Raw genomic sequence first — 17,113 nt, forward strand, 5'->3', positions numbered from 1 at the left:
TGCCCGAGTGGTATTCGCTCTGTTGAAGAACCAGAGCGAATATTTACCAAAAGGCATTTAGGGGCTAGCCCTGCACCATAGAATCTCCCACAGGGTTGTGGTGTTAGAAAATCTTCTGATCACCGCAAATCCATTGTGGGAGCGAGCTTGCTCGCGATGGGGGCAACGCGGTCCCAAGCCAGACTCAAACCGCACTGAACCGCTCCCCCAACCCCTGCGCGGCGAACTGCTCGATGATGAAGTCCACAAATGCCCGGGTCTTGCCCGGCAGCAGTTTGTGCTCGGCGTAATAGATGGAAATGTTGCCGTCATCGACGTACCAATCGGGCAGGACCCGCTGCAACGCGCCGTTTTCCAGATAGGGCACGGCGAACGGCATGCTTACCAGGGCAATCCCCAGCCCTTGGCTTGCGGTGGCGCAGGCAGCTTCCGAATCACTCATGGTCATGCGAGCTTTCAGTATCAACGGGCTGTGTTGCCGGCTCCGGCTGGTCAGTTGCCAAGAACGGATGCGTCCGGTTTGCGGTGAACGGATCAAGATGCCCTGGTGCTGCGCCAGGTCTTCCGGTTCTACCACCGGAGCCTGTTGTTGCAAATAGGACGGCGCGGCGACCAACACTCTGTGAGCCACCGTCAGCTTGCGTGCCACCACTCCTGGGGGCAATTCAAACCCACCGCCAATGGCCGCATCGAAGCCTTGGCCGATCAAGTCGACCTGGCGGTTATCGAAATGCCAGTCCGGATTGATCGCCGGATACCGCCGCAGAAAATCCCCCAACAATGGCACCACATACAATCGACCGAACGCGGTGCCCATGCTCACCTTCAGGGTGCCTGCCGGTTGTCCACCGGCGCTGGCGAGGTTGGCGACAGCGTTCTGGATGGTATTGAGGCTGCTGCTCACTTCCCCCAGGAACAATTGGCCCGCTTCGGTCAATGTCAGGCTACGGGTGCTACGCTGGAACAGTCGTACCCCCAGACGCGCCTCAAGCTTGGCGACGCTTTTACCCACTGCCGCCGGGGTCACACTCAGGCGTCGTGCGGCTTCGGCAAAGCTGCCCACTTCGGCGCTGCGCACAAAGCATTCGATACTGCTGAAAGTCTCCATTAGCGCCACTCTAAACTTTTGGTTGATACAGACTGTAGCAAAGTCCGTCTACACAAGCTGGAGTCGCATCCGGATACTCACCCCATCGCCGCGGCATCTCGCCCCGGTACATTTTGGAGAACATCATGAGCACTCAAACACTGAACGGTAAAGTCGCCTTGATTCAGGGCGGTTCCCGCGGCATCGGCGCCGCCATCGTCAAGCGCCTGGCCGCGGAAGGCGCTGCCGTAGCCTTCACCTACGTCAGCTCGGCCGCCAAGGCTGAAGAACTGCAGAACAGCATCACGGCAGCGGGCGGCAAGGCCCTGGCGATCAAGGCCGACAGCGCTGACGCCGACGCCATCCGCAATGCCGTCGAAGCGACTGCCGAGGCCTTCGGCGGGCTGGACATCCTGGTCAACAATGCCGGCGTGCTGGCGATGGCACCGCTGGACGAGTTCAAGCTCGAAGACTTCGACCAGACGCTGGCCGTCAACGTGCGCAGCGTGTTCATCGCCACCCAGGCTGCCGCACGCCACATGAGCGAGGGCGGTCGGGTGATCAACATCGGCAGCACCAATGCCGACCGCGTGCCCTTTGCCGGCGCAGCTCCTTACGCCATGAGCAAAGCCGCACTGGTGGGCCTGACCAAAGGCCTGGCCCGCGACCTTGGCCCGCGGGGGATCACGGTCAACAACGTACAGCCAGGCCCGGTCGACACCGACATGAACCCGGCCGACAGCGACTTCGCCTCCAGCCTGATGCAACTGATGGCCATCGGGCGCTACGGCAAAGCGGACGAAATCGCCGCTTTCGTCGCCTACCTGGCGGGTCCGGAAGCGGCGTATATCACCGGGGCCAGCCTGACCATCGACGGTGGTTTCGGCGCCTGATCCGGACATGAAAAACGCCGGTCATGGCTTCAACCATGACCGGCGTTTCGTTGTGTCGCCGTGGGTTCAGGCCCGCTCCAGCTCCGGCAGGCCACAGAGCCCTGGCTGGAACATTTTCAGCGAACGGATGATTCCGTCGGCGTGGGTATATTTTTCATCAGCCATGGCCGGATCCGGGATAGCGATGGCCGTCATGCCCGCCGCCTTCGCGGCGGTGACGCCGAACGGTGAATCCTCGAACACCAGGCAATTACGAGGGTCGATGCCCAGACGACGGGCCGCCACAAGGAAGATATCCGGTGCCGGTTTGGCCGCGCCCACTTCCGGATCGTCCGCCGTGACGATGAAGTCGAACAACGCGAACCAATCCCGGTGCAGAGTGGTTTTCAAGGCGAAGGTGTGGCGCGATGAACTGGTGCCCACCGCGATGGGCACGCCGCTGGCCTTGAGATGACGCACCAATTCCTCGGCACCCGGCATCGCCAGGGCATGGGGAAAACGCTCGCGCATCAGCGGCTCGCGGATCACCAGGAACTCCTCCGGGGTGATTGGTAACTCCAGCGCCTGGACCACATAGCGGGCCAGATCCCCGGCCCCCCGGCCGATGATATTCTGCTTGACGCTCCAGTCGAACGTGCGCCCATAACGCTCGGCGATGATGGAGGTGACCTCGGTGTAGATGCCCTCGGTGTCCAGCAACAGCCCATCCATGTCGAAAATCACGGCTTTGATCGGGCCAAACTCTTTCAGCGGTGCATTCATCGCATCTGATCCGTTATCAACACAACATTCCAGGGATGGCTCAGGCACGACCGGAGCAACGTGTTTGCCTTAAAGGATTCAGCAGAATAGCGAGGGGGGCCAGGAGGAGGCAACGGGGAAAACTGCATTCTGTGGTAAGTCCCGGGGCGAGCGCTATGCACTCGAACGCGAGCAAGCTCGCTCGCCACGGGGAAACGCCTTCAGATCAGAAGAGAGGCGAGTCGTTACTGGGCGCTATTGACTCGAACCGCTGGAGCCGCCTGAGGTGCCACCGCTGTTGCTGCTACCAGCCCCGGTTCCGCTGCTGGAGGAATCGCCGCCCATAGTGCTGCCACCGCTGGTGGAACCACTGCCAGTGCCAGGGCTCGTACTGCTACCGTTGGCGTCGCCACCGTTACCGCCGCTCACGGAACCGGGAGGCAGCGCGTTGCCGTTGGCGTCGGAGGTGCGGCCGGCATCCATTTGAGTGGAAGGTGGCATACCGCCTTTATCCACCGGAGCATTGTCTCCCGAAGACTGGGCGACAGCCCCCAGTGAACTGGCTGCAAGAATTCCGGCAAGGGTCAGTGCCGTCATGTTTGACTTCATCATGGTGAGTCTCCTTTTCGAAGTACCTACCTGATGTGGCAACCGGGGCGTGCAGATGGTGCCGGGAAATCGACAGGCGGCCCGAACCGTCAGCTCGGCTTGCCGGAAGCATCATCACCGGCGATGTCCGGGTCATCCGGGCTCGCCTCGATATCATCGTCCTCGCTGGGCACCGGCTCTGCGCCGGTCTCATCATCCGGCGGTCGTTGGTCGCGGTCCAGGGAATTGGTTGGCGAGGGCAACGGGTATTCCGGGGTTTCGTCCTCGGCCTCGATCAAGGGAACCAGGGCATCATCCATCAGCGAACCGGGGTCTTCATTGCCCGGATCATTGACGAAAGGCAAACCCGACGGTCCTTTTTCTTCCTTGTCTTCGGTTTCCGGCGTCATGGCACACCTCGCATTTATAGATGGATGTATCAATTCGAGGCGGAGGGAGAATAAACGTTCCAGGCAAATGCTCTGGACAGAAAAACCGGCACAAGAGCTCATGCCGGTCGTTGATGCATTGGGGCGCAGTACAGCACTCTGTGGCGAGGGGATTATCCCCCTCGCCACAGCTATGTACGGCTCTGTTTCTCGTGATGATTGGTTGTCTCAGTCAAACATCGACTCAACGATGCTTTCTTTTATGCTTGTGTTTCTTGCCGGAATGCCCATCGTTGTCGTTGGACAGGTTGCTGCCCAACGCACCACCCGCCGCGCCGCCAATGCCCGCGCCGATGGTCGAACCGGTAGAACCGCCCAGGCGATTACCGACAATCGAACCACCGGCCGAACCCAGGCCGCCGCCAATGGCGGCTTCGGTACGGCTGCCCTTGCGAGCCCCCACCGCACTGCCAGCCGCGCCGCCGACACCGGCACCAATCGCAGCGCCCGTGCTGCCGCCCATCTGCTGGCCGACCACATTACCCAATACACCGCCAAGGCCACCGCCGATTGCCGCGGTACCATCGCCAGCCGCCATCGCGCCTTGGGCAACCACCATCCCAAGCACCAGGGTGGACAAAGTCAAACGCATGATAAAAACCTCAAGAATGCCGCATCGGGAAAGATGGCCGGTGCGCGCGGGCGCGAGTTTACGCCAAACGGCATCAACCATGCTGCTTGGACAACCAACGTAAAGGGAGTTTTTGTGACAGGCAAAAAAAAGCCCGCTGGGGAAACGGGCAGGTACTGCTTTCTAACGGATGAGTTCAGCCTACGTTCCCGAGTGTGAAAGAAACGTGAAAGAAATCGCTCGTAGGAAAAAGAGTAGAAATATTGACATCGAAGGCAGGAATAGTCTGACGCGAGGGAGCTCGTATCCACCAGGCTGCCAGGCAATCCTCTTGCTTGGGATTGCCTGCATTCAATCGCGGGCAAGCTCCCTCACCACAGACTCATTCCAGTTTGAATGAACGGTATGTGCCTTCAGTGGCGAGGCTGTGCTTGAGTTATTTTCGGGCAGGTACCCGGGGCAGGAACTTGGCCTTTTCCCCTCGCTGCACTTTTGCAACCTTCGTCCGGATGGACTTGATCGGTTCGTCGCCAAAGTCCGACCGATAGGCCGATTGACCACATTGCAGCCCTTCATTGATCGGATATGCGGCTGCGTTTTCCTCGCTGTACAGTGCTCCCATCGCCATTCCCCTTTTCATCGAGATCGATACCGGTATCAACCGATTACCTGGACAATATCGATCTTCCCGGATTTGAGACTAGCCGGTCATCAACAGACCGCACGATCATGAGAGCACCGACCGACGAATGGAACCCACTGTTTCAAAAGGGAAACACTCAATCTGCGGCGCGCATCGTCCGGCTTAGAATGCGCGAAACCTGGTCAGCCGAGTAAGGCTTGGACAAGAACTCAAAGCCTTCATGACCGCTATGGACCAGCTCCTCGCTGTAGCCGGACGTAAGGACCACCGGCAAATCCTTGCGGCGCTGGCGCAGCTCCCGGGCCAGCGCGATGCCACCGATGCCCGGCATGACCACATCGGAAAATATCGCATCGAACGCAGCGGCATCCGGACCGGCCATTTCCAGCGCGTCCTCGGCGTTGGTCGCCCAGGCGGTCTCGTACCCCAGGTCCTGCAGGATCTGATTGGCGAAGCGCCCAACCTCCAGGTTGTCCTCCACGATCAACACTCGGCGCCTGCCCTTTTCTAGTATCAGGTGCGTGTTTTCTTCCCGGGTGGGTTCATGCAGTTTTTCGGCTTCGACTTCCGGGAGGTACAAGGTAAACACAGTGCCGTCCCCGACAACGGTCGAAACATCGACGTTGCCACCGGACTGCTTGGCAAAGCCGAACACCTGGGACAACCCCAATCCCGTTCCCTTGCCCACCTCCTTGGTGGTGAAGAAGGGCTCGAAAATGTGTTCGAGGTCTTCCGAGGCAATGCCCGTCCCTGTATCCGCCAGGGCCACGGCGACAAAGGGTTGTCCGGCCGCCCCATGGCCGCGAATCGGCGGCATGCCTTCGCCGCATTTGAGCCGAAGCCACAATGTGCCCTGGCCGCTCATGGCATCCCGGGCATTCAAGGCCATGTTGATCAAGGCTGTTTCAAACTGACTCAGGTCCGCGCGGATGTAACAGGGCCGGTCACACAACTCGACCTTGACCTGCATCCGCGCCCCGGTAATGGTCTCCAGCATGTCCCCCAGGTTCTGCACCTGCTTGCCGACATCGATGACTTCCGGTTTCAACGGCTGACGTCGGGCAAAGGCCAGTAGCTGGCTGGTCAGCTTGGCGGCACGGTCCACTGTTTCGGAAACCGCCGTCATGTAGCGCTGGCGACGTTCATTGGACAGATCGGTCATGCGCAGGAAGTCGACGGAAGAACGGATGATCGTCAGCAGGTTATTGAAATCATGGGCCACGCCACCGGTGAGCTGGCCAATGGCCTCGAGTTTTTGCGACTGACGCAACGCCGCTTCCGTCTGTTTCAGGCGCGCACTGCGTTCCTCGACCCGCTGCTCAAGCGTTGCATTCAACTCGGCCAGGGCCGCCAGCCCCTCACGCACGGCGGCGTCCGCACGGGCGCGCTCGATATGGGCCCAGGATCGCTCGGTGACTTCCTTGAGCAGCGCCAGATCGTAGGAAGACCAGCATCGGGGCGTTTTGTCATGGATCGCCATCAGCGCTGTCAGCCGTCCGCACTTGATCAGCGGAACGCAAATGGTCGCCGCAATGCCGAGGGATTGGAACGTCGCCGCCTCCTCTGGCGCCAGCTCCGACAGATTGTCGTTGACCACCAGTGCCTTGCCGGCCCTCAGGTGGGTGACCGCCAGTCGACCGAAATCGGCCAACCGGTAATGCCCGACAATACTGGGCGAGCCCGCCCTGGCCCAGTCGCCGCGAATCGTGAAGCCGTCTTCGTCCTCATCCATGTCGGCATATGCGCAATTGGACAGGTTCAGGTGCGCCGCCAGGATTCGCGTAGTGGCCGCCATGATGTCCTGCGGATCGGTGACATTCGCCACAGCGGTACCGATGGCATCCAACACCGCCAGGCGCTGGTTCATGAACACCGTCGAGGTGGTCTCGGTGACAGTATCCAGCATGCCCACGACCTTGCCGAACTGGTCACGGATGGGGCTGTAGCAGAACGTGAAATAGGCTTGCTCGGGACCGTCGCCACGCTCGATGACGAGGGGGAAATTCTCGATATAGGTCGCTTGTCCGTCGAAGGCCGCCTGCACGATCGGCCCGATCTCGCTCCAGGCTTCCCGCCAGACTTCATCGAACCGCCGCCCCAGTGCATCGGGTTTATTAGCGAGAATGGGCACGAAAGCATCGTTGTACAGCATGATCAGATCCGGCCCCCACACAATGGCCTGGGGGAAATGGGAGGCGAGACTGAGGGCCACGGTGGTCTTCAATACATCGGGCCACTGGGCCGGCAACCCAAGGGGCGTGCTCGCCCAATCATGGCGCCGCACCCGTTCGGCCATTTCCCCATAGCTTTGCAGCCAGTCTGTCATTGCGTTAGATCCTTCTGCCGCCCATTCAATCGAGGTACGAAGCGCTCCGGCTTCAGACCGGTGCGTATTATCCCGCTGAGTGTGGGAATGTGCGACGGATTCTGAAGGATGGAGCGTATTAAATCGTGGGAGGGTTGCAGAGATGGCTGATTAACCTACGGCGATGTCCTACATACCTTGGGAAAATCGGGTTGGCGCATCGTGAACAGCCGACAAAAAGCTTCGCACCAGCTATTGGCAACTTCCTACATAACATTGGGAATCGTCTGCCTAATCAAACCCTTGTGTCATTTTTGCCGCGGCGACTATAGTTTTGGCGTCGTCCAGATGGCGACCGGGTTTGGCGACCCGATTGACACAAGTGCAACGGTGCTTTCTGCTATGGCAGCAGCACCCTTGTGCTCACAGAACTGTCTTTATGGCAGCTGTGCGCGGGAGGCCTTAGGGTCTGCCGGCTCCTTGTGTCTCCGGTTCGCCAACCTGCGTACAGCTGTCACCCTTCGTTTGGCGACGAAGCGTGACAGTTCATTCATGACACAAGGAATTGATATGAACTGCTACATGAGCCTTACCAGCAACGCCGACGACCAACCCTTATACGTCGACACCACCGCCCCGCTCCACGTACTCCTTGACGCAGCAGGCTACCGAATCCGCGCCGTCACCCAGTTCCTGGAAAATATCGCGATGCGTGACGAACGCCCTATCGATCCCTCGACACTTCAGGACCTGGCGCAGCTTTGCTGCATCTCCCTGCGCGATGGCTGTGATGTGATGGACGTGATTGCACGACGCCTGGATGCAGCACCCGCCGGCTCCGCTCTGTAAGGCGTGGACATGCTGGAAACCGAAGCCCCCGACTCGGCTCGAATCAGGGGCTTTCACTTATAACCAGCCAAACCCCTTGGCCATCATCCCGGCCAGTCCCAGTGAGGCCACGATCAAGGCCGCGAACAGAACCCTGAAGTCCAGCCTGGTTTCAGTGCGATGTTCCCGCAGGTCCACGCCCATCCCGTTCAGTTCATGCCGGATATATTCGACATGGGTCTCAAGCTTCACGACACGCGACTCCATTCCCAACCTCCCAAGGATGCGACCTCATTTCAAGGCCTTAAACGTTGAGATTGCACGATAACTCTTCTTGGCTTTGGACGTTTCTGTATGGGAAGTAGGAGGTTTCTTGTTTTCTTGTATCCGCTGAGGCTGCAACGACAGGCGCTATGAATATGGCGTCTGCGTCTTGATGCCTCGCAAGCGTTTCCCCGGCAACTTGCCGGCAATGTCGACAAAGGGCGTGACGATCAGGCTGTACACCGTCAGGTATCGCTGGTGATCCTGTTCCCCAGTGCCAAAGCGCAGAGGTTCGGGCCGGGCGCTGGTGACATAGAGCGTGCCGAACATCCAGTCCCAGAGCGACAGGTTCGTGCCGAAGTTACGGTTGAAGTGACGTGGCGCATCGCTGTGGTGGATCTGGTGCTGGGCGGGGCTGTTCAGCACATGTTCGAGCACCGGGCCGAATGACAGCCAGACGTGGGTATGGCGCAGATTGGCCGCCAGGCTATTGAAGATGAACACCACGTAGGTCACACCGAACAGCCTATAGTGGCTGATCTCACCGCCGCTCAGGTACCAGAAAGTACCGACGTAGAGGCCAAGGCAGGCGGTAATGCTCAGGGTTCCGACAATCCTCTCCACAAAATGAATCCGGCTCGCCGTCACCGGTACCAGCACCGGTGCTGAATGATGGACTTTGTGAAAAGCCCACAACCAGCGCGAGTGAAACGCCCGGTGCACCCAGTAGTGGGCGAAGTCTTTCACCAGGAACACCCCCAGCCCATAGAGCAAGGCCAGCGATAACCCGTCCCCCAGACGCGGCCGCGCGCCCCAGAGGTTGTTGAAGAATGCCAGGTAGTCTCCGGATCGCAGGATGTACGGATCGACCAGATGAACGATGGGCAATACCAGTGCGAGCTTGAGGATCTTGCGCAGTAGGTAGTACCGGCAATCCAGCCACGCAGAGCGATGAAAATACACCTGACTGCCACCGATGAACTGCCAGAACGAATGAGCGACGGTCAGCCCGTGGTGCTTCCTGAAGCGGAACAAGCCATAAGCCACGCCATAGGAGGCGCAGAGGAACAAAACCCCGAGACGGCCATTGAAGCTGAAAATGCTGTAGAACTGTTCGGTAATGGGTGTGATGACCCACTCGATCAGCCGTTTGTAGATCAGGGAAAACACATCCACGAGAGACCGGCCTCTGCTGAAGAGAGGCCATTGTAGATCAGTCGATTGGGGGATGGCGTTCCAGAACCGACAAGGCTGTTCGGGCCTCGAAGCGTCGACACACCGACTGATGAGGCGAAACGAACCCGCAAGCCACAAAACTCTGTAACGGGCTCCCGCAGCCATCCTCCCATGCCACCGCTACGCAGCCTTTCACTTCGATCGAACGCCTCCCACCTCGACGGGTCTTCTCCTTATCACATCTCCGGAATCAGACCATGTCCGCACAAAAGGGCCTTGTTGTACTCGCTCGGGGCGGTTACGCCGCCCGAGGCATTATCTACTTGATCATCGGCATTTTCGCTTTGCTGGCGGCTCAGGATTCGAGCAAACCCAAGGACAGCCACAAAAGCCTGGAGGCATTGCTGAGCCAGCCATTCGGGCACGTATTGGTCGGGCTGGTGGTGGCAGGCCTGCTCGCCTTCGCCGGCTGGCGCATCCTGCAAGCGACACGAGACGTGGACCATCATGGCAAAGACCTGAAAGGCCTGGTGATACGTGCAGGTCTGCTGGCGGGAGGTGCAGTCAACGGTGCGCTGGCCTTTTTTGCGTTGGGCCTGCTTATCAGCGGCCTTAGAAGCTCCAGCGGCTCAGGCGGTGGACAAACCCGGGACTTGCTGGCCCATCTGCTGTCCTGGGAACACTCCAATGTATTGATCTATCTGGTTGCACTGGTCCCGCTGGGCACCGGCCTCGCTCATATCATCAAGGGCTGGAAGGCTTCGTTCGAGAAGTACTTCGAAGCGGACGAAGACGTGATGCGCTACGTCCGTCCAGTGTCGCGATTCGGTCTCATCGCCCGTGGCGTGGTCTTCATAGAAATCGCCTTCCTGCTGATGATCAGTGGTTCGAGTTACCAGGCCATGGATCCACCGGGAATGAGGGAAGCGCTCGATGCCCTCCAGGACCTGCCCGCCGGCGGTATCGTTCTGATGCTGATGGCCCTGGGACTGATCGCCTTCTCGGTCTACAGCTTTGCCGAAGCGTTCTGGCGCCGGATAAACATGGAGGTGCCTGGCGTTGTCACTGTCCAGTAGATCTGTGCAGTCAAGAGCCGATGAACCTCATCCCCACAACGCCACCTTCCCGGCACTCTGCTGGACCTGACCAGCAGGATTGCGCGGTGTCGCAGAAACACCGTGGGAGCCGGGCTTGCCCGCGATGGCGTCGGCACGGCCAACATCACCGCAAGCTGACCCACCGCTATCGCGAGCAGGCTAGCTCCCACATTGGATTCGAGGTGTACGAGGCATTTGCGTACGCCACCGGGCCTGTGGGAGCGGGCTTGCCCGCGAAGGCGGTGGCACGTTCAAATCTGCGTGACAGCCTTACCCCGTCACACATCCGTGTGGCACTTTCCCGGCAAAACTGTCCACCAGGCTCGCCACCACCATTTCCCCCATTCGTGTGCGGGTCTGCAGGGTTGCGCTGGCGCGATGGGGTTGCAGTACCACCTGCTCGTTGCCAAACAAGGCCTCGGGAACATTCGGCTCATCGACGAACACATCCAGTCCCGCCCCTGCAATGTCGCCGGCGGCCAGCGCCGCCACCAGGTCGGCTTCGTTGACCAGTTTGCCCCGGGCCACGTTGATCAGGTAACCACCCTTGCCCAGGGCGTTCAGTACCTGGGCATCGATGATGGCTTCGGCCTGGTCGGCGGCGGCCGCCAGGATCAAGGCATCACTGGCGCTGGCCAGTTGCTTGAGATCGGCAATGAAAGTGTGAGCCACATCGCTCATGGGTTGCAGGTCTGTGTAGCTGATCGTGCAGCCGAACGCGGCGAGTCGCATTGCCACGGCCCGACCGACGCGCCCCATGCCGACGATGCCGACACGCATGGCGGACACCCGGCGTGCCAGCGGCAACGGCGCCAACGGTGTCGCGCTATGAGGCCATTGGCCCGAGCGCACGTAGCGATCGCCGGTGCACAGGCCACGGCACACCGCAATCAATAGGCCGACGGCCAGATCGGCAACGTCTTCGGTCAGCGCACCGATGGTGGCGGTCACGCGGATCCCGCGATCCCGCGCATAGGCCAGGTCCACCGCATCGGTGCCCACACCGTTGACCGCCACCACTTCGAGGTTGGGTAACTGAGCCATGAGCGCTTGGCTGATGCCGGTATGCCCGCCGGTGATCACACCACGAATATGGGCGCCGTGCTCTTGCAGAAAAGCCGGTTTGTCCGTCTGTTCAAAATAGCGCCTGACTGTAAACAACTCATTGAGCCGGGTGTTGATTTCAGGAATCAGGATCGGACTGAGTTGCAAGACTTCTGGTTTCATGAGGACCTCGTCAAACGAATAGAAAACCGGCTCAACCGCGACCGGCAAAAGGCATGGCCGTGGCCATGACCGTCATATTCAGGACATTGGCCGACAGCGGCAGGCCGGCCATGTAGCGCACGGCGTCGGCCACATGCTTGACGTCCACCATCGGCTCTACCGCGATGGTGCCATTGGCTTGACGCACGCCCTGGGTCATGCGCACCGACATTTCGGTCAGGGCATTGCCGATGTCAAGCTGGCTGCAGGCGATGTTGAATGCCCGACCGTCCAGGGCCAGGGATTTGGTTAGCCCCAACACCGCATGCTTGCTGGCGGTGTAGGCGCTGCTGAACGGCCGCGGGGTATGGGCGGAGATCGAACCGTTATTGATGATGCGCCCGCCCTGCGGCTGTTGCCGGCGCATCAATCCGAAAGCTCCGCGGGCACAAAGAAAAACCCCGTTGAGGTTGGTGTCGATCACGTTGCGCCATTGCTCGAACGTCAACTCATCCAACGGTACGGCCGCAGTGTTGACCCCGGCGTTGTTGAACACCACGTCCAGGCGTCCGAACGTCACGGTGATGGTTGCAAATAGCGCGTCGACACTCGCCTGATCGCGCACATCGGTAGGCACCGCCAGCGCTTCCCGCCCCTCGCTGGCGGCCAGCTCGACCAATGCCTGCAAAGGCTCGGGACGGCGTCCGGCCAAGACCAACGTGTACCCGTCTGCCATCAGGCCCAGGGCCACGGCGCGGCCGATGCCGCTGCCAGCGCCGGTGACCAGAGCCACTTTCAATGGGTTGGACATGCTGTCATTTCCTTTCTCGAATCAGTAGGACAAGTGTCGCGCTCAAGGCCGTTGGCCGACCCGCATTTCCAGTTGGCCGACACCGTCGATGCCGGCGTTGATGATGTCGCCGGGCCGCAGTTCGTCGACGCCTGCCGGGCTGCCAGTCATGATCAGGTCCCCCGCCCTGAGCGCCACCGATTGCGAGATCCGGCTGACCACTTCACTGACCGACCAGATCTGGCTGTCGAGGCTGTCGCGCTGGCGCTCCTGGCCGTTCACGTTCAACCACAAGTCACCTTCGGGATGACCCGCCTTGGAGACCGGTACGATGGCGGTCATCGGCGCGGCGCCGTCGAACACCTTGGCGCCCTCCCACGGCAAACCGTTGCGCTTGGCCAGGCGCTGGACATCACGGCGCGTCAGGTCAAGCCCCACGGCATAGCCCCATACATAAGCCAGCGCCTGCTCTTCGGGAATATTCGCGCCGCCCTCACCGATGGCCACGACCAATTCGATTTCATGGACGAACTCTTCAGTCACCGACGGGAACGGCACTTCACCGACCGCATCCATCACACAGCTGGCCGGTTTCATGAAGAACACCGGCGGCAGGCGGTTCTGCCCCTGGGCATCAGGCCATGGATAATTGCGGCCGACACAAAACACCCGGCCGACGGGAAAACGCTGTGGCATACCGACGACCGGCAGAGTCACTGGCAGGTCTGGAGTAAAGACATACTCGGTCATGTTCATCCTGATAAAAGTCCTGGTAGAGGCGTCAGCGTACGGCGGCAATCCTTGGCAAAGTTGGATAAAAGCCGCCTCGTCTTGGAGAAAAACAGGTTTCAGGCCCGGGTCTTGAGTTCTATGCGATACAGCCGCCCCAGCAGAAACGAATAGGACAACGTACCCACCAGCGCCACGCCGCCAATAAACCAGAAGGCCAAGGCAAACGAGCCGGTCTTGTGGACAATCGCGCCGATCACGATAGGGGTGACGATGCCACCGATGTTGGCGGCCAGGCTGGTAATCCCACCGGTGAGCCCGATGAGTTCCTTGGGTGCTACTTCCGACACCGCGGCCCAGGAGGACGAAGCAATGCCCTGGGCGAAGAAGGCGATGGTCAGGATGGCGATGCAGATGGCATTCGAGTCGGTAAAGTTCACCAGGACGATGGACATGCCCAGCATCGAGCCCACCACCAGCGGCAACTTGCGGGCGAAGGACAAGGAATAGCCACGGCGGATCAGCAGGTCGGAAATGATCCCGGCAAGCAGAATACCCACCGTCGCGCCCACGAACGGCAGCACGGCAAAGATCCCGGCCTTGATCATGGTCAGTTGACGCTCTTCGATCAGGTAGGTCGGGAACCAGGTGAGAAAGAAGTACAGCGCCGAGGTGCTGGCGAACTTGCCGATGCAGATCGCCCAGACCTGCCGATAGCTGAACAGCTCGGCGATCTGCCGCCAGTTGAAGCGGGTGCGCTCCTGACTGCTCTTGACCAGCCCTCCCCCGGCCTCGATGTATTTCAGCTCTTCCTTGCTGACTTTCTTGCAGTTCATCGGGTCGCGGTACAGGTACAGCCAGAGCACACCGAATACGATGCCCAATGCACCGGTACTGTAGAACACATGCCGCCAGTCGTAGGTGGTTGCCAGCCATAGCAGCGCACCGGTAAACAACGCCGTCCCCAGGTATTGGCCGCAGACGTAGATGCTGCTCGCCAGCCCCCGCTCCCGCGCCGGAAACCACACCGTGACCGCCCGGCTGTTGGCCGGAAATGCCGGCGCTTCCATCGCACCGACGGCAAGGCGCAGGCCAAACAGCGAAGCGAATCCCGTGGCAAGCCCCTGGCAGACGGTGACTGTCGACCAGCTGATCAACGACACCCCGTAAGTGAACCGCGAACCGAAGCGGTCGGCGATGAAGCCGGCGGGCACCAATGCGATGGCATAGGTCCAGGCAAAGGCGGAAAAGATCAGGCCCATTTCGATCTTGTCCAGGCCCAGGTCCTTGGCCAGGAAAGGCGCCGCAATCGAGATGTTCACCCGATCGATGTAGTTGATGATCGTCGCAATCAACAGCAACGACAGCATGAACCAACGCCGGCGGGACGGCAGCCGGGCAGACGCGGCGGCATCCACGACGCTGGGTGCCAGCGGCGGCGCGGTGGTCTGGGAGGTGTGGGAATTCGACATGGATGACCCTTCATTATTGTTAGACGAATCGAAATACGTGCCAGCAGCACGCCTTGATCGGCCTTGATAGGCAGCGGCTGCATGGCCGCCAATGTGGTCGTACAACCATGCAAAATCAATTGAGGCGTTAGATCGTTTTTTTCCTGATGAGCAGCGGCCGATGAGGCTGTCCAAAAAAAACAGCGCTGTAATTTTTGCGAATGCTTTCTTTAAACTTAAATAACTACATGTTTTAAAAGAAAAATATCCATAACCCGTAGATAACGCTTTTTGGACAAGTCCCCCCTCCCTTTGCTCAGATAAAACTCAGCTCCAAGCAGACGTCATCGTATGACATGTTGAAATTCAGCTGGGTACACCCTCACAATCACGTCGCCCAAGCCGCTGTCGAGGATCCCCAGGCGATGTCATCACCGAGCCAAGTCCCCACCTACTTCATGCAGCAACGCAGCGAACTGACGGACTTCTACATCCGCGACAAGAAGGGTCGGCGCGCCGAAACCAGCCCCCATCGCCACGAGTACTTCCAGATCCAGATCAACCTGGGCGGCGACACCGTGCAGCACATCGGCCATGTCGAACGCCCGTTCCCACGCAACACCCTGGCGTTCATCCTGCCCCATCGCGTGCACGTCATTCCGCACCCGGCGGAGAGCAATTTCATAGTGATCAACTTCTCCCAGACGTTCCTGCTGCCCCATCTGCAGTGCGACCCGATGGACCTGGAAGAAGTCTCGATCCTGCTGGCACCCGAGTTATCGCCGTTCCGTTTCCAGGAGCACCTGGATTTCATTCTGGGACAGGAGGATTTCGCCAAAGTCTGTGGACTGATCGAGCAGATGCGTGTCCTGGACAGGAACCGCCAGTTCGGCACCCGGGAGATCCTCAAGGGGTTGTTGCTGCAACTGATCGGCAGCGTCTGTGCTTTGTATGCCGAGCCGCTCAAGCAGTTGGCCGAAGAGAACGCGGCCGAGATCAGCCGACGCGATGCATTGGGCAGAATGTCCGAATACCTGCGCAGGAACATTGCCGACCCCGACCTCAACCTGATCAAGGTCGCCGCCGCAACCTACCTGTCGCCGACCTACCTGACCCACTGGCTGCGCAAGGAAATCGGCAAGACGTTCACCGAGCTGGTGCTCGAGCGCAGAATGCACGCGGCGCGCAACTACCTGCTCAATGGCACCCGCCCCGTGGGTGAAGTGGCGCGGTTGTGCGGATTCGCCGACGAGGCTTATTTTTCACGGCGCTTCCGCCAGATCCATGGGCTGCCGCCGGGGCAGTTCAGGCGGATGCAGCTGGATCCGGACAGACCGCAGTTGGCGTTGAATACGTGACCTTGCCGAGGGCATCGATTCAGCCCACGGCCCGCTGCTTCTGGGTCACGAGCCACTTGAGCATTTCATCCCAGAGAGGTTCTGCCGACGGCCGGAAATACCCCATGTGGCCGATTGGCTGCTTTTTCGTCTCGGGATGGAGGTCCCGTACCCGAAACGGAACGTTGCGATAACCCTTGATAAACGCGTCCCGCGAGACAGGCGGCGCCCAAGGATCATCCACCGCATTGGCGAATACGCAGGGCGTGCGTACCTGTGCGTAAAGCACGGCGACATCCGTCATGGAAGGATCATCGAAGAAGTAATGGGGATAGACACACCAGCGCCGCCAGTCCTTGTAGACCCGGTCCAACTGGCGCTTCGACAACGATGAAAGCCTTCGTGCTGATCGAAGGCCGCATCGCCATTACCCTAGACACCGGCGAACGCTTCGAGATGAAGGCCGGTGATGCCGTGTCTGTTCCAGCAGGTCACACCGGTGTGTGTGTGAAGTGTTGGAGTTCAGCCGCAAGTTTACGGTGGTGACCAGCGGCAGCGTTGAGTGATAACCCCATTTGGTCTTGCAACGGCTCGTTATTCAACGAGCCGTTTTCATGAGTGTCCCCAGACTGCATTCCACCTGCATCAGCGCAGAATCAACACCGCCGCCACTGCTATCACCAGCACCACACCGAACACCATGCGTGCTATCCACGGCGCAGTCAGCCAGACCCCAGTCACCCCGGCAATCTGCCCGACGTTTTTTTCCGTCAGGCGAAAACTCGGCTCACGAAAGGGGTTCCCGCATTGAGGGCAAGCGTATGCCTTGTCGGAAATACGGGAAGAGCATTCAGGACAATCGATCAGGCTCATTGCGCTACCTCAGGTGAGTTGGACTTCGGCCACTCAACAGACCATTCAGCAGTTACTTTGTTCTGAATCGAACTTAGCCGATTGG

18 protein-coding genes and 1 pseudogene are annotated in these 17,113 nt (G+C 59.7%); 5 read left to right on the forward strand and 14 right to left on the reverse strand.

Going from position 1 to position 17,113, the window contains the following annotated elements:
• Positions 1 to 184 precede the first annotated feature (184 nt).
• Positions 185 to 1,108, reverse strand: a complete 924-nt coding sequence (locus FBY02_RS17155; RefSeq protein ID WP_144929464.1) for a LysR family transcriptional regulator — start codon at positions 1,106 to 1,108, stop codon at positions 185 to 187.
• 125 nt (positions 1,109 to 1,233) lie between these two features.
• Between FBY02_RS17155 and FBY02_RS17160 the strand changes: the two genes are divergently transcribed.
• The gene (locus FBY02_RS17160) at positions 1,234 to 1,980 is read left to right on the forward strand and encodes a 3-oxoacyl-ACP reductase family protein (protein WP_144929465.1); all 747 of its coding nucleotides are present in this window, start codon (positions 1,234 to 1,236) and stop codon (positions 1,978 to 1,980) included.
• A gap of 66 nt (positions 1,981 to 2,046) precedes the next feature.
• Here FBY02_RS17160 and FBY02_RS17165 read toward each other — a convergent pair whose 3' ends face one another.
• The 5 genes from FBY02_RS17165 to FBY02_RS17190 all read right to left on the reverse strand — a co-directional run bounded on the left by FBY02_RS17165 (position 2,047) and on the right by FBY02_RS17190 (position 7,298).
• Positions 2,047 to 2,742, reverse strand: coding sequence for an HAD-IA family hydrolase (locus FBY02_RS17165; RefSeq protein WP_144929466.1), 696 nt, complete (start codon positions 2,740 to 2,742; stop codon positions 2,047 to 2,049).
• A gap of 234 nt (positions 2,743 to 2,976) precedes the next feature.
• A complete protein-coding gene (locus tag FBY02_RS17170; RefSeq protein ID WP_144929467.1) occupies positions 2,977 to 3,333 on the reverse strand; it encodes a hypothetical protein in 357 nt (118 codons plus the stop codon).
• Between the two features lie 86 nt (positions 3,334 to 3,419).
• On the reverse strand, positions 3,420 to 3,719 hold the full coding sequence (locus FBY02_RS28800) for a hypothetical protein (RefSeq protein ID WP_144929468.1): 300 nt from the start codon (positions 3,717 to 3,719) through the stop codon (positions 3,420 to 3,422).
• Between the two features lie 223 nt (positions 3,720 to 3,942).
• On the reverse strand, positions 3,943 to 4,350 hold the full coding sequence (locus FBY02_RS17180) for a glycine zipper domain-containing protein (RefSeq protein ID WP_144929469.1): 408 nt from the start codon (positions 4,348 to 4,350) through the stop codon (positions 3,943 to 3,945).
• Positions 4,351 to 5,108: 758 nt separating this feature from the next.
• Complete coding sequence (locus tag FBY02_RS17190) at positions 5,109 to 7,298, reverse strand: response regulator (protein WP_144929471.1); 2,190 nt, start codon at positions 7,296 to 7,298, stop codon at positions 5,109 to 5,111.
• A 549-nt stretch (positions 7,299 to 7,847) separates the two neighbouring features.
• Here FBY02_RS17190 and FBY02_RS17195 point away from each other — a divergent pair.
• On the forward strand, positions 7,848 to 8,126 hold the full coding sequence (locus FBY02_RS17195; protein ID WP_144929472.1) for a short-chain dehydrogenase: 279 nt from the start codon (positions 7,848 to 7,850) through the stop codon (positions 8,124 to 8,126).
• A 57-nt stretch (positions 8,127 to 8,183) separates the two neighbouring features.
• Here the strand turns inward: FBY02_RS17195 and FBY02_RS28140 are convergent, their stop codons facing one another.
• On the reverse strand, positions 8,184 to 8,357 hold the full coding sequence (locus FBY02_RS28140; RefSeq protein WP_178111924.1) for a hypothetical protein: 174 nt from the start codon (positions 8,355 to 8,357) through the stop codon (positions 8,184 to 8,186).
• Positions 8,358 to 8,516: 159 nt separating this feature from the next.
• Positions 8,517 to 9,545: a sterol desaturase family protein gene (locus FBY02_RS17200; RefSeq protein WP_144929473.1), complete on the reverse strand. Its 1,029-nt coding sequence runs from the start codon at positions 9,543 to 9,545 to the stop codon at positions 8,517 to 8,519.
• Positions 9,546 to 9,802: 257 nt separating this feature from the next.
• Between FBY02_RS17200 and FBY02_RS17205 the strand changes: the two genes are divergently transcribed.
• On the forward strand, positions 9,803 to 10,621 hold the full coding sequence (locus FBY02_RS17205) for a DUF1206 domain-containing protein (protein WP_144929474.1): 819 nt from the start codon (positions 9,803 to 9,805) through the stop codon (positions 10,619 to 10,621).
• Positions 10,622 to 10,912: 291 nt separating this feature from the next.
• Here FBY02_RS17205 and FBY02_RS17210 read toward each other — a convergent pair whose 3' ends face one another.
• From FBY02_RS17210 to FBY02_RS17225, 4 genes are all read right to left on the reverse strand, one after another.
• A complete protein-coding gene (locus FBY02_RS17210; RefSeq protein ID WP_144929475.1) occupies positions 10,913 to 11,869 on the reverse strand; it encodes a 2-hydroxyacid dehydrogenase in 957 nt (318 codons plus the stop codon).
• Positions 11,870 to 11,900: 31 nt separating this feature from the next.
• A complete protein-coding gene (locus tag FBY02_RS17215) occupies positions 11,901 to 12,659 on the reverse strand; it encodes an SDR family oxidoreductase (RefSeq protein ID WP_144929476.1) in 759 nt (252 codons plus the stop codon).
• A gap of 42 nt (positions 12,660 to 12,701) precedes the next feature.
• Positions 12,702 to 13,394 (reverse strand): fumarylacetoacetate hydrolase family protein, encoded by a 693-nt coding sequence (locus tag FBY02_RS17220; RefSeq protein ID WP_144929477.1) that lies wholly within the window; start codon positions 13,392 to 13,394, stop codon positions 12,702 to 12,704.
• Between the two features lie 92 nt (positions 13,395 to 13,486).
• On the reverse strand, positions 13,487 to 14,839 hold the full coding sequence (locus FBY02_RS17225) for an MFS transporter (RefSeq protein WP_144929478.1): 1,353 nt from the start codon (positions 14,837 to 14,839) through the stop codon (positions 13,487 to 13,489).
• Positions 14,840 to 15,243: 404 nt separating this feature from the next.
• On the opposite strand from FBY02_RS17225, the gene FBY02_RS17230 reads away from it, so the two are divergent.
• The gene (locus FBY02_RS17230; protein ID WP_144929479.1) at positions 15,244 to 16,176 is read left to right on the forward strand and encodes an AraC family transcriptional regulator; all 933 of its coding nucleotides are present in this window, start codon (positions 15,244 to 15,246) and stop codon (positions 16,174 to 16,176) included.
• A gap of 19 nt (positions 16,177 to 16,195) precedes the next feature.
• Here FBY02_RS17230 and FBY02_RS17235 read toward each other — a convergent pair.
• Positions 16,196 to 16,519 (reverse strand): annotated as a pseudogene (locus tag FBY02_RS17235) (alpha/beta hydrolase); the annotation flags it as partial.
• A gap of 26 nt (positions 16,520 to 16,545) precedes the next feature.
• Between FBY02_RS17235 and FBY02_RS28805 the strand changes: the two are divergent.
• Positions 16,546 to 16,701 (forward strand): cupin domain-containing protein, encoded by a 156-nt coding sequence (locus tag FBY02_RS28805; protein ID WP_144929480.1) that lies wholly within the window; start codon positions 16,546 to 16,548, stop codon positions 16,699 to 16,701.
• A gap of 99 nt (positions 16,702 to 16,800) precedes the next feature.
• Here FBY02_RS28805 and FBY02_RS17245 read toward each other — a convergent pair whose 3' ends face one another.
• Positions 16,801 to 17,028, reverse strand: a complete 228-nt coding sequence (locus FBY02_RS17245; RefSeq protein ID WP_047699184.1) for a hypothetical protein — start codon at positions 17,026 to 17,028, stop codon at positions 16,801 to 16,803.
• Positions 17,029 to 17,113 lie beyond the last annotated feature (85 nt).

This window comes from Pseudomonas sp. SJZ078 (genome assembly GCF_007828255.1).
Taxonomy (GTDB): Bacteria; Pseudomonadota; Gammaproteobacteria; order Pseudomonadales; family Pseudomonadaceae; genus Aquipseudomonas.

Coding starts and splice junctions, on each gene's coding strand:
- FBY02_RS17155 (WP_144929464.1), bottom strand. CDS start 1,108: ATGGAGACTTTCAGCAGTATCGAATGCTTTGTGCGCAGCGCCGAAGTG.
- FBY02_RS17160 (WP_144929465.1), top strand. CDS start 1,234: ATGAGCACTCAAACACTGAACGGTAAAGTCGCCTTGATTCAGGGCGGT.
- FBY02_RS17165 (WP_144929466.1), bottom strand. CDS start 2,742: ATGAATGCACCGCTGAAAGAGTTTGGCCCGATCAAAGCCGTGATTTTC.
- FBY02_RS17170 (WP_144929467.1), bottom strand. CDS start 3,333: ATGATGAAGTCAAACATGACGGCACTGACCCTTGCCGGAATTCTTGCA.
- FBY02_RS28800 (WP_144929468.1), bottom strand. CDS start 3,719: ATGACGCCGGAAACCGAAGACAAGGAAGAAAAAGGACCGTCGGGTTTG.
- FBY02_RS17180 (WP_144929469.1), bottom strand. CDS start 4,350: ATGCGTTTGACTTTGTCCACCCTGGTGCTTGGGATGGTGGTTGCCCAA.
- FBY02_RS17190 (WP_144929471.1), bottom strand. CDS start 7,298: ATGACAGACTGGCTGCAAAGCTATGGGGAAATGGCCGAACGGGTGCGG.
- FBY02_RS17195 (WP_144929472.1), top strand. CDS start 7,848: ATGAACTGCTACATGAGCCTTACCAGCAACGCCGACGACCAACCCTTA.
- FBY02_RS17205 (WP_144929474.1), top strand. CDS start 9,803: ATGTCCGCACAAAAGGGCCTTGTTGTACTCGCTCGGGGCGGTTACGCC.
- FBY02_RS17210 (WP_144929475.1), bottom strand. CDS start 11,869: ATGAAACCAGAAGTCTTGCAACTCAGTCCGATCCTGATTCCTGAAATC.
- FBY02_RS17215 (WP_144929476.1), bottom strand. CDS start 12,659: ATGTCCAACCCATTGAAAGTGGCTCTGGTCACCGGCGCTGGCAGCGGC.
- FBY02_RS17220 (WP_144929477.1), bottom strand. CDS start 13,394: ATGAACATGACCGAGTATGTCTTTACTCCAGACCTGCCAGTGACTCTG.
- FBY02_RS17225 (WP_144929478.1), bottom strand. CDS start 14,839: ATGTCGAATTCCCACACCTCCCAGACCACCGCGCCGCCGCTGGCACCC.
- FBY02_RS17230 (WP_144929479.1), top strand. CDS start 15,244: ATGTCATCACCGAGCCAAGTCCCCACCTACTTCATGCAGCAACGCAGC.
- FBY02_RS28805 (WP_144929480.1), top strand. CDS start 16,546: ATGAAAGCCTTCGTGCTGATCGAAGGCCGCATCGCCATTACCCTAGAC.
- FBY02_RS17245 (WP_047699184.1), bottom strand. CDS start 17,028: ATGAGCCTGATCGATTGTCCTGAATGCTCTTCCCGTATTTCCGACAAG.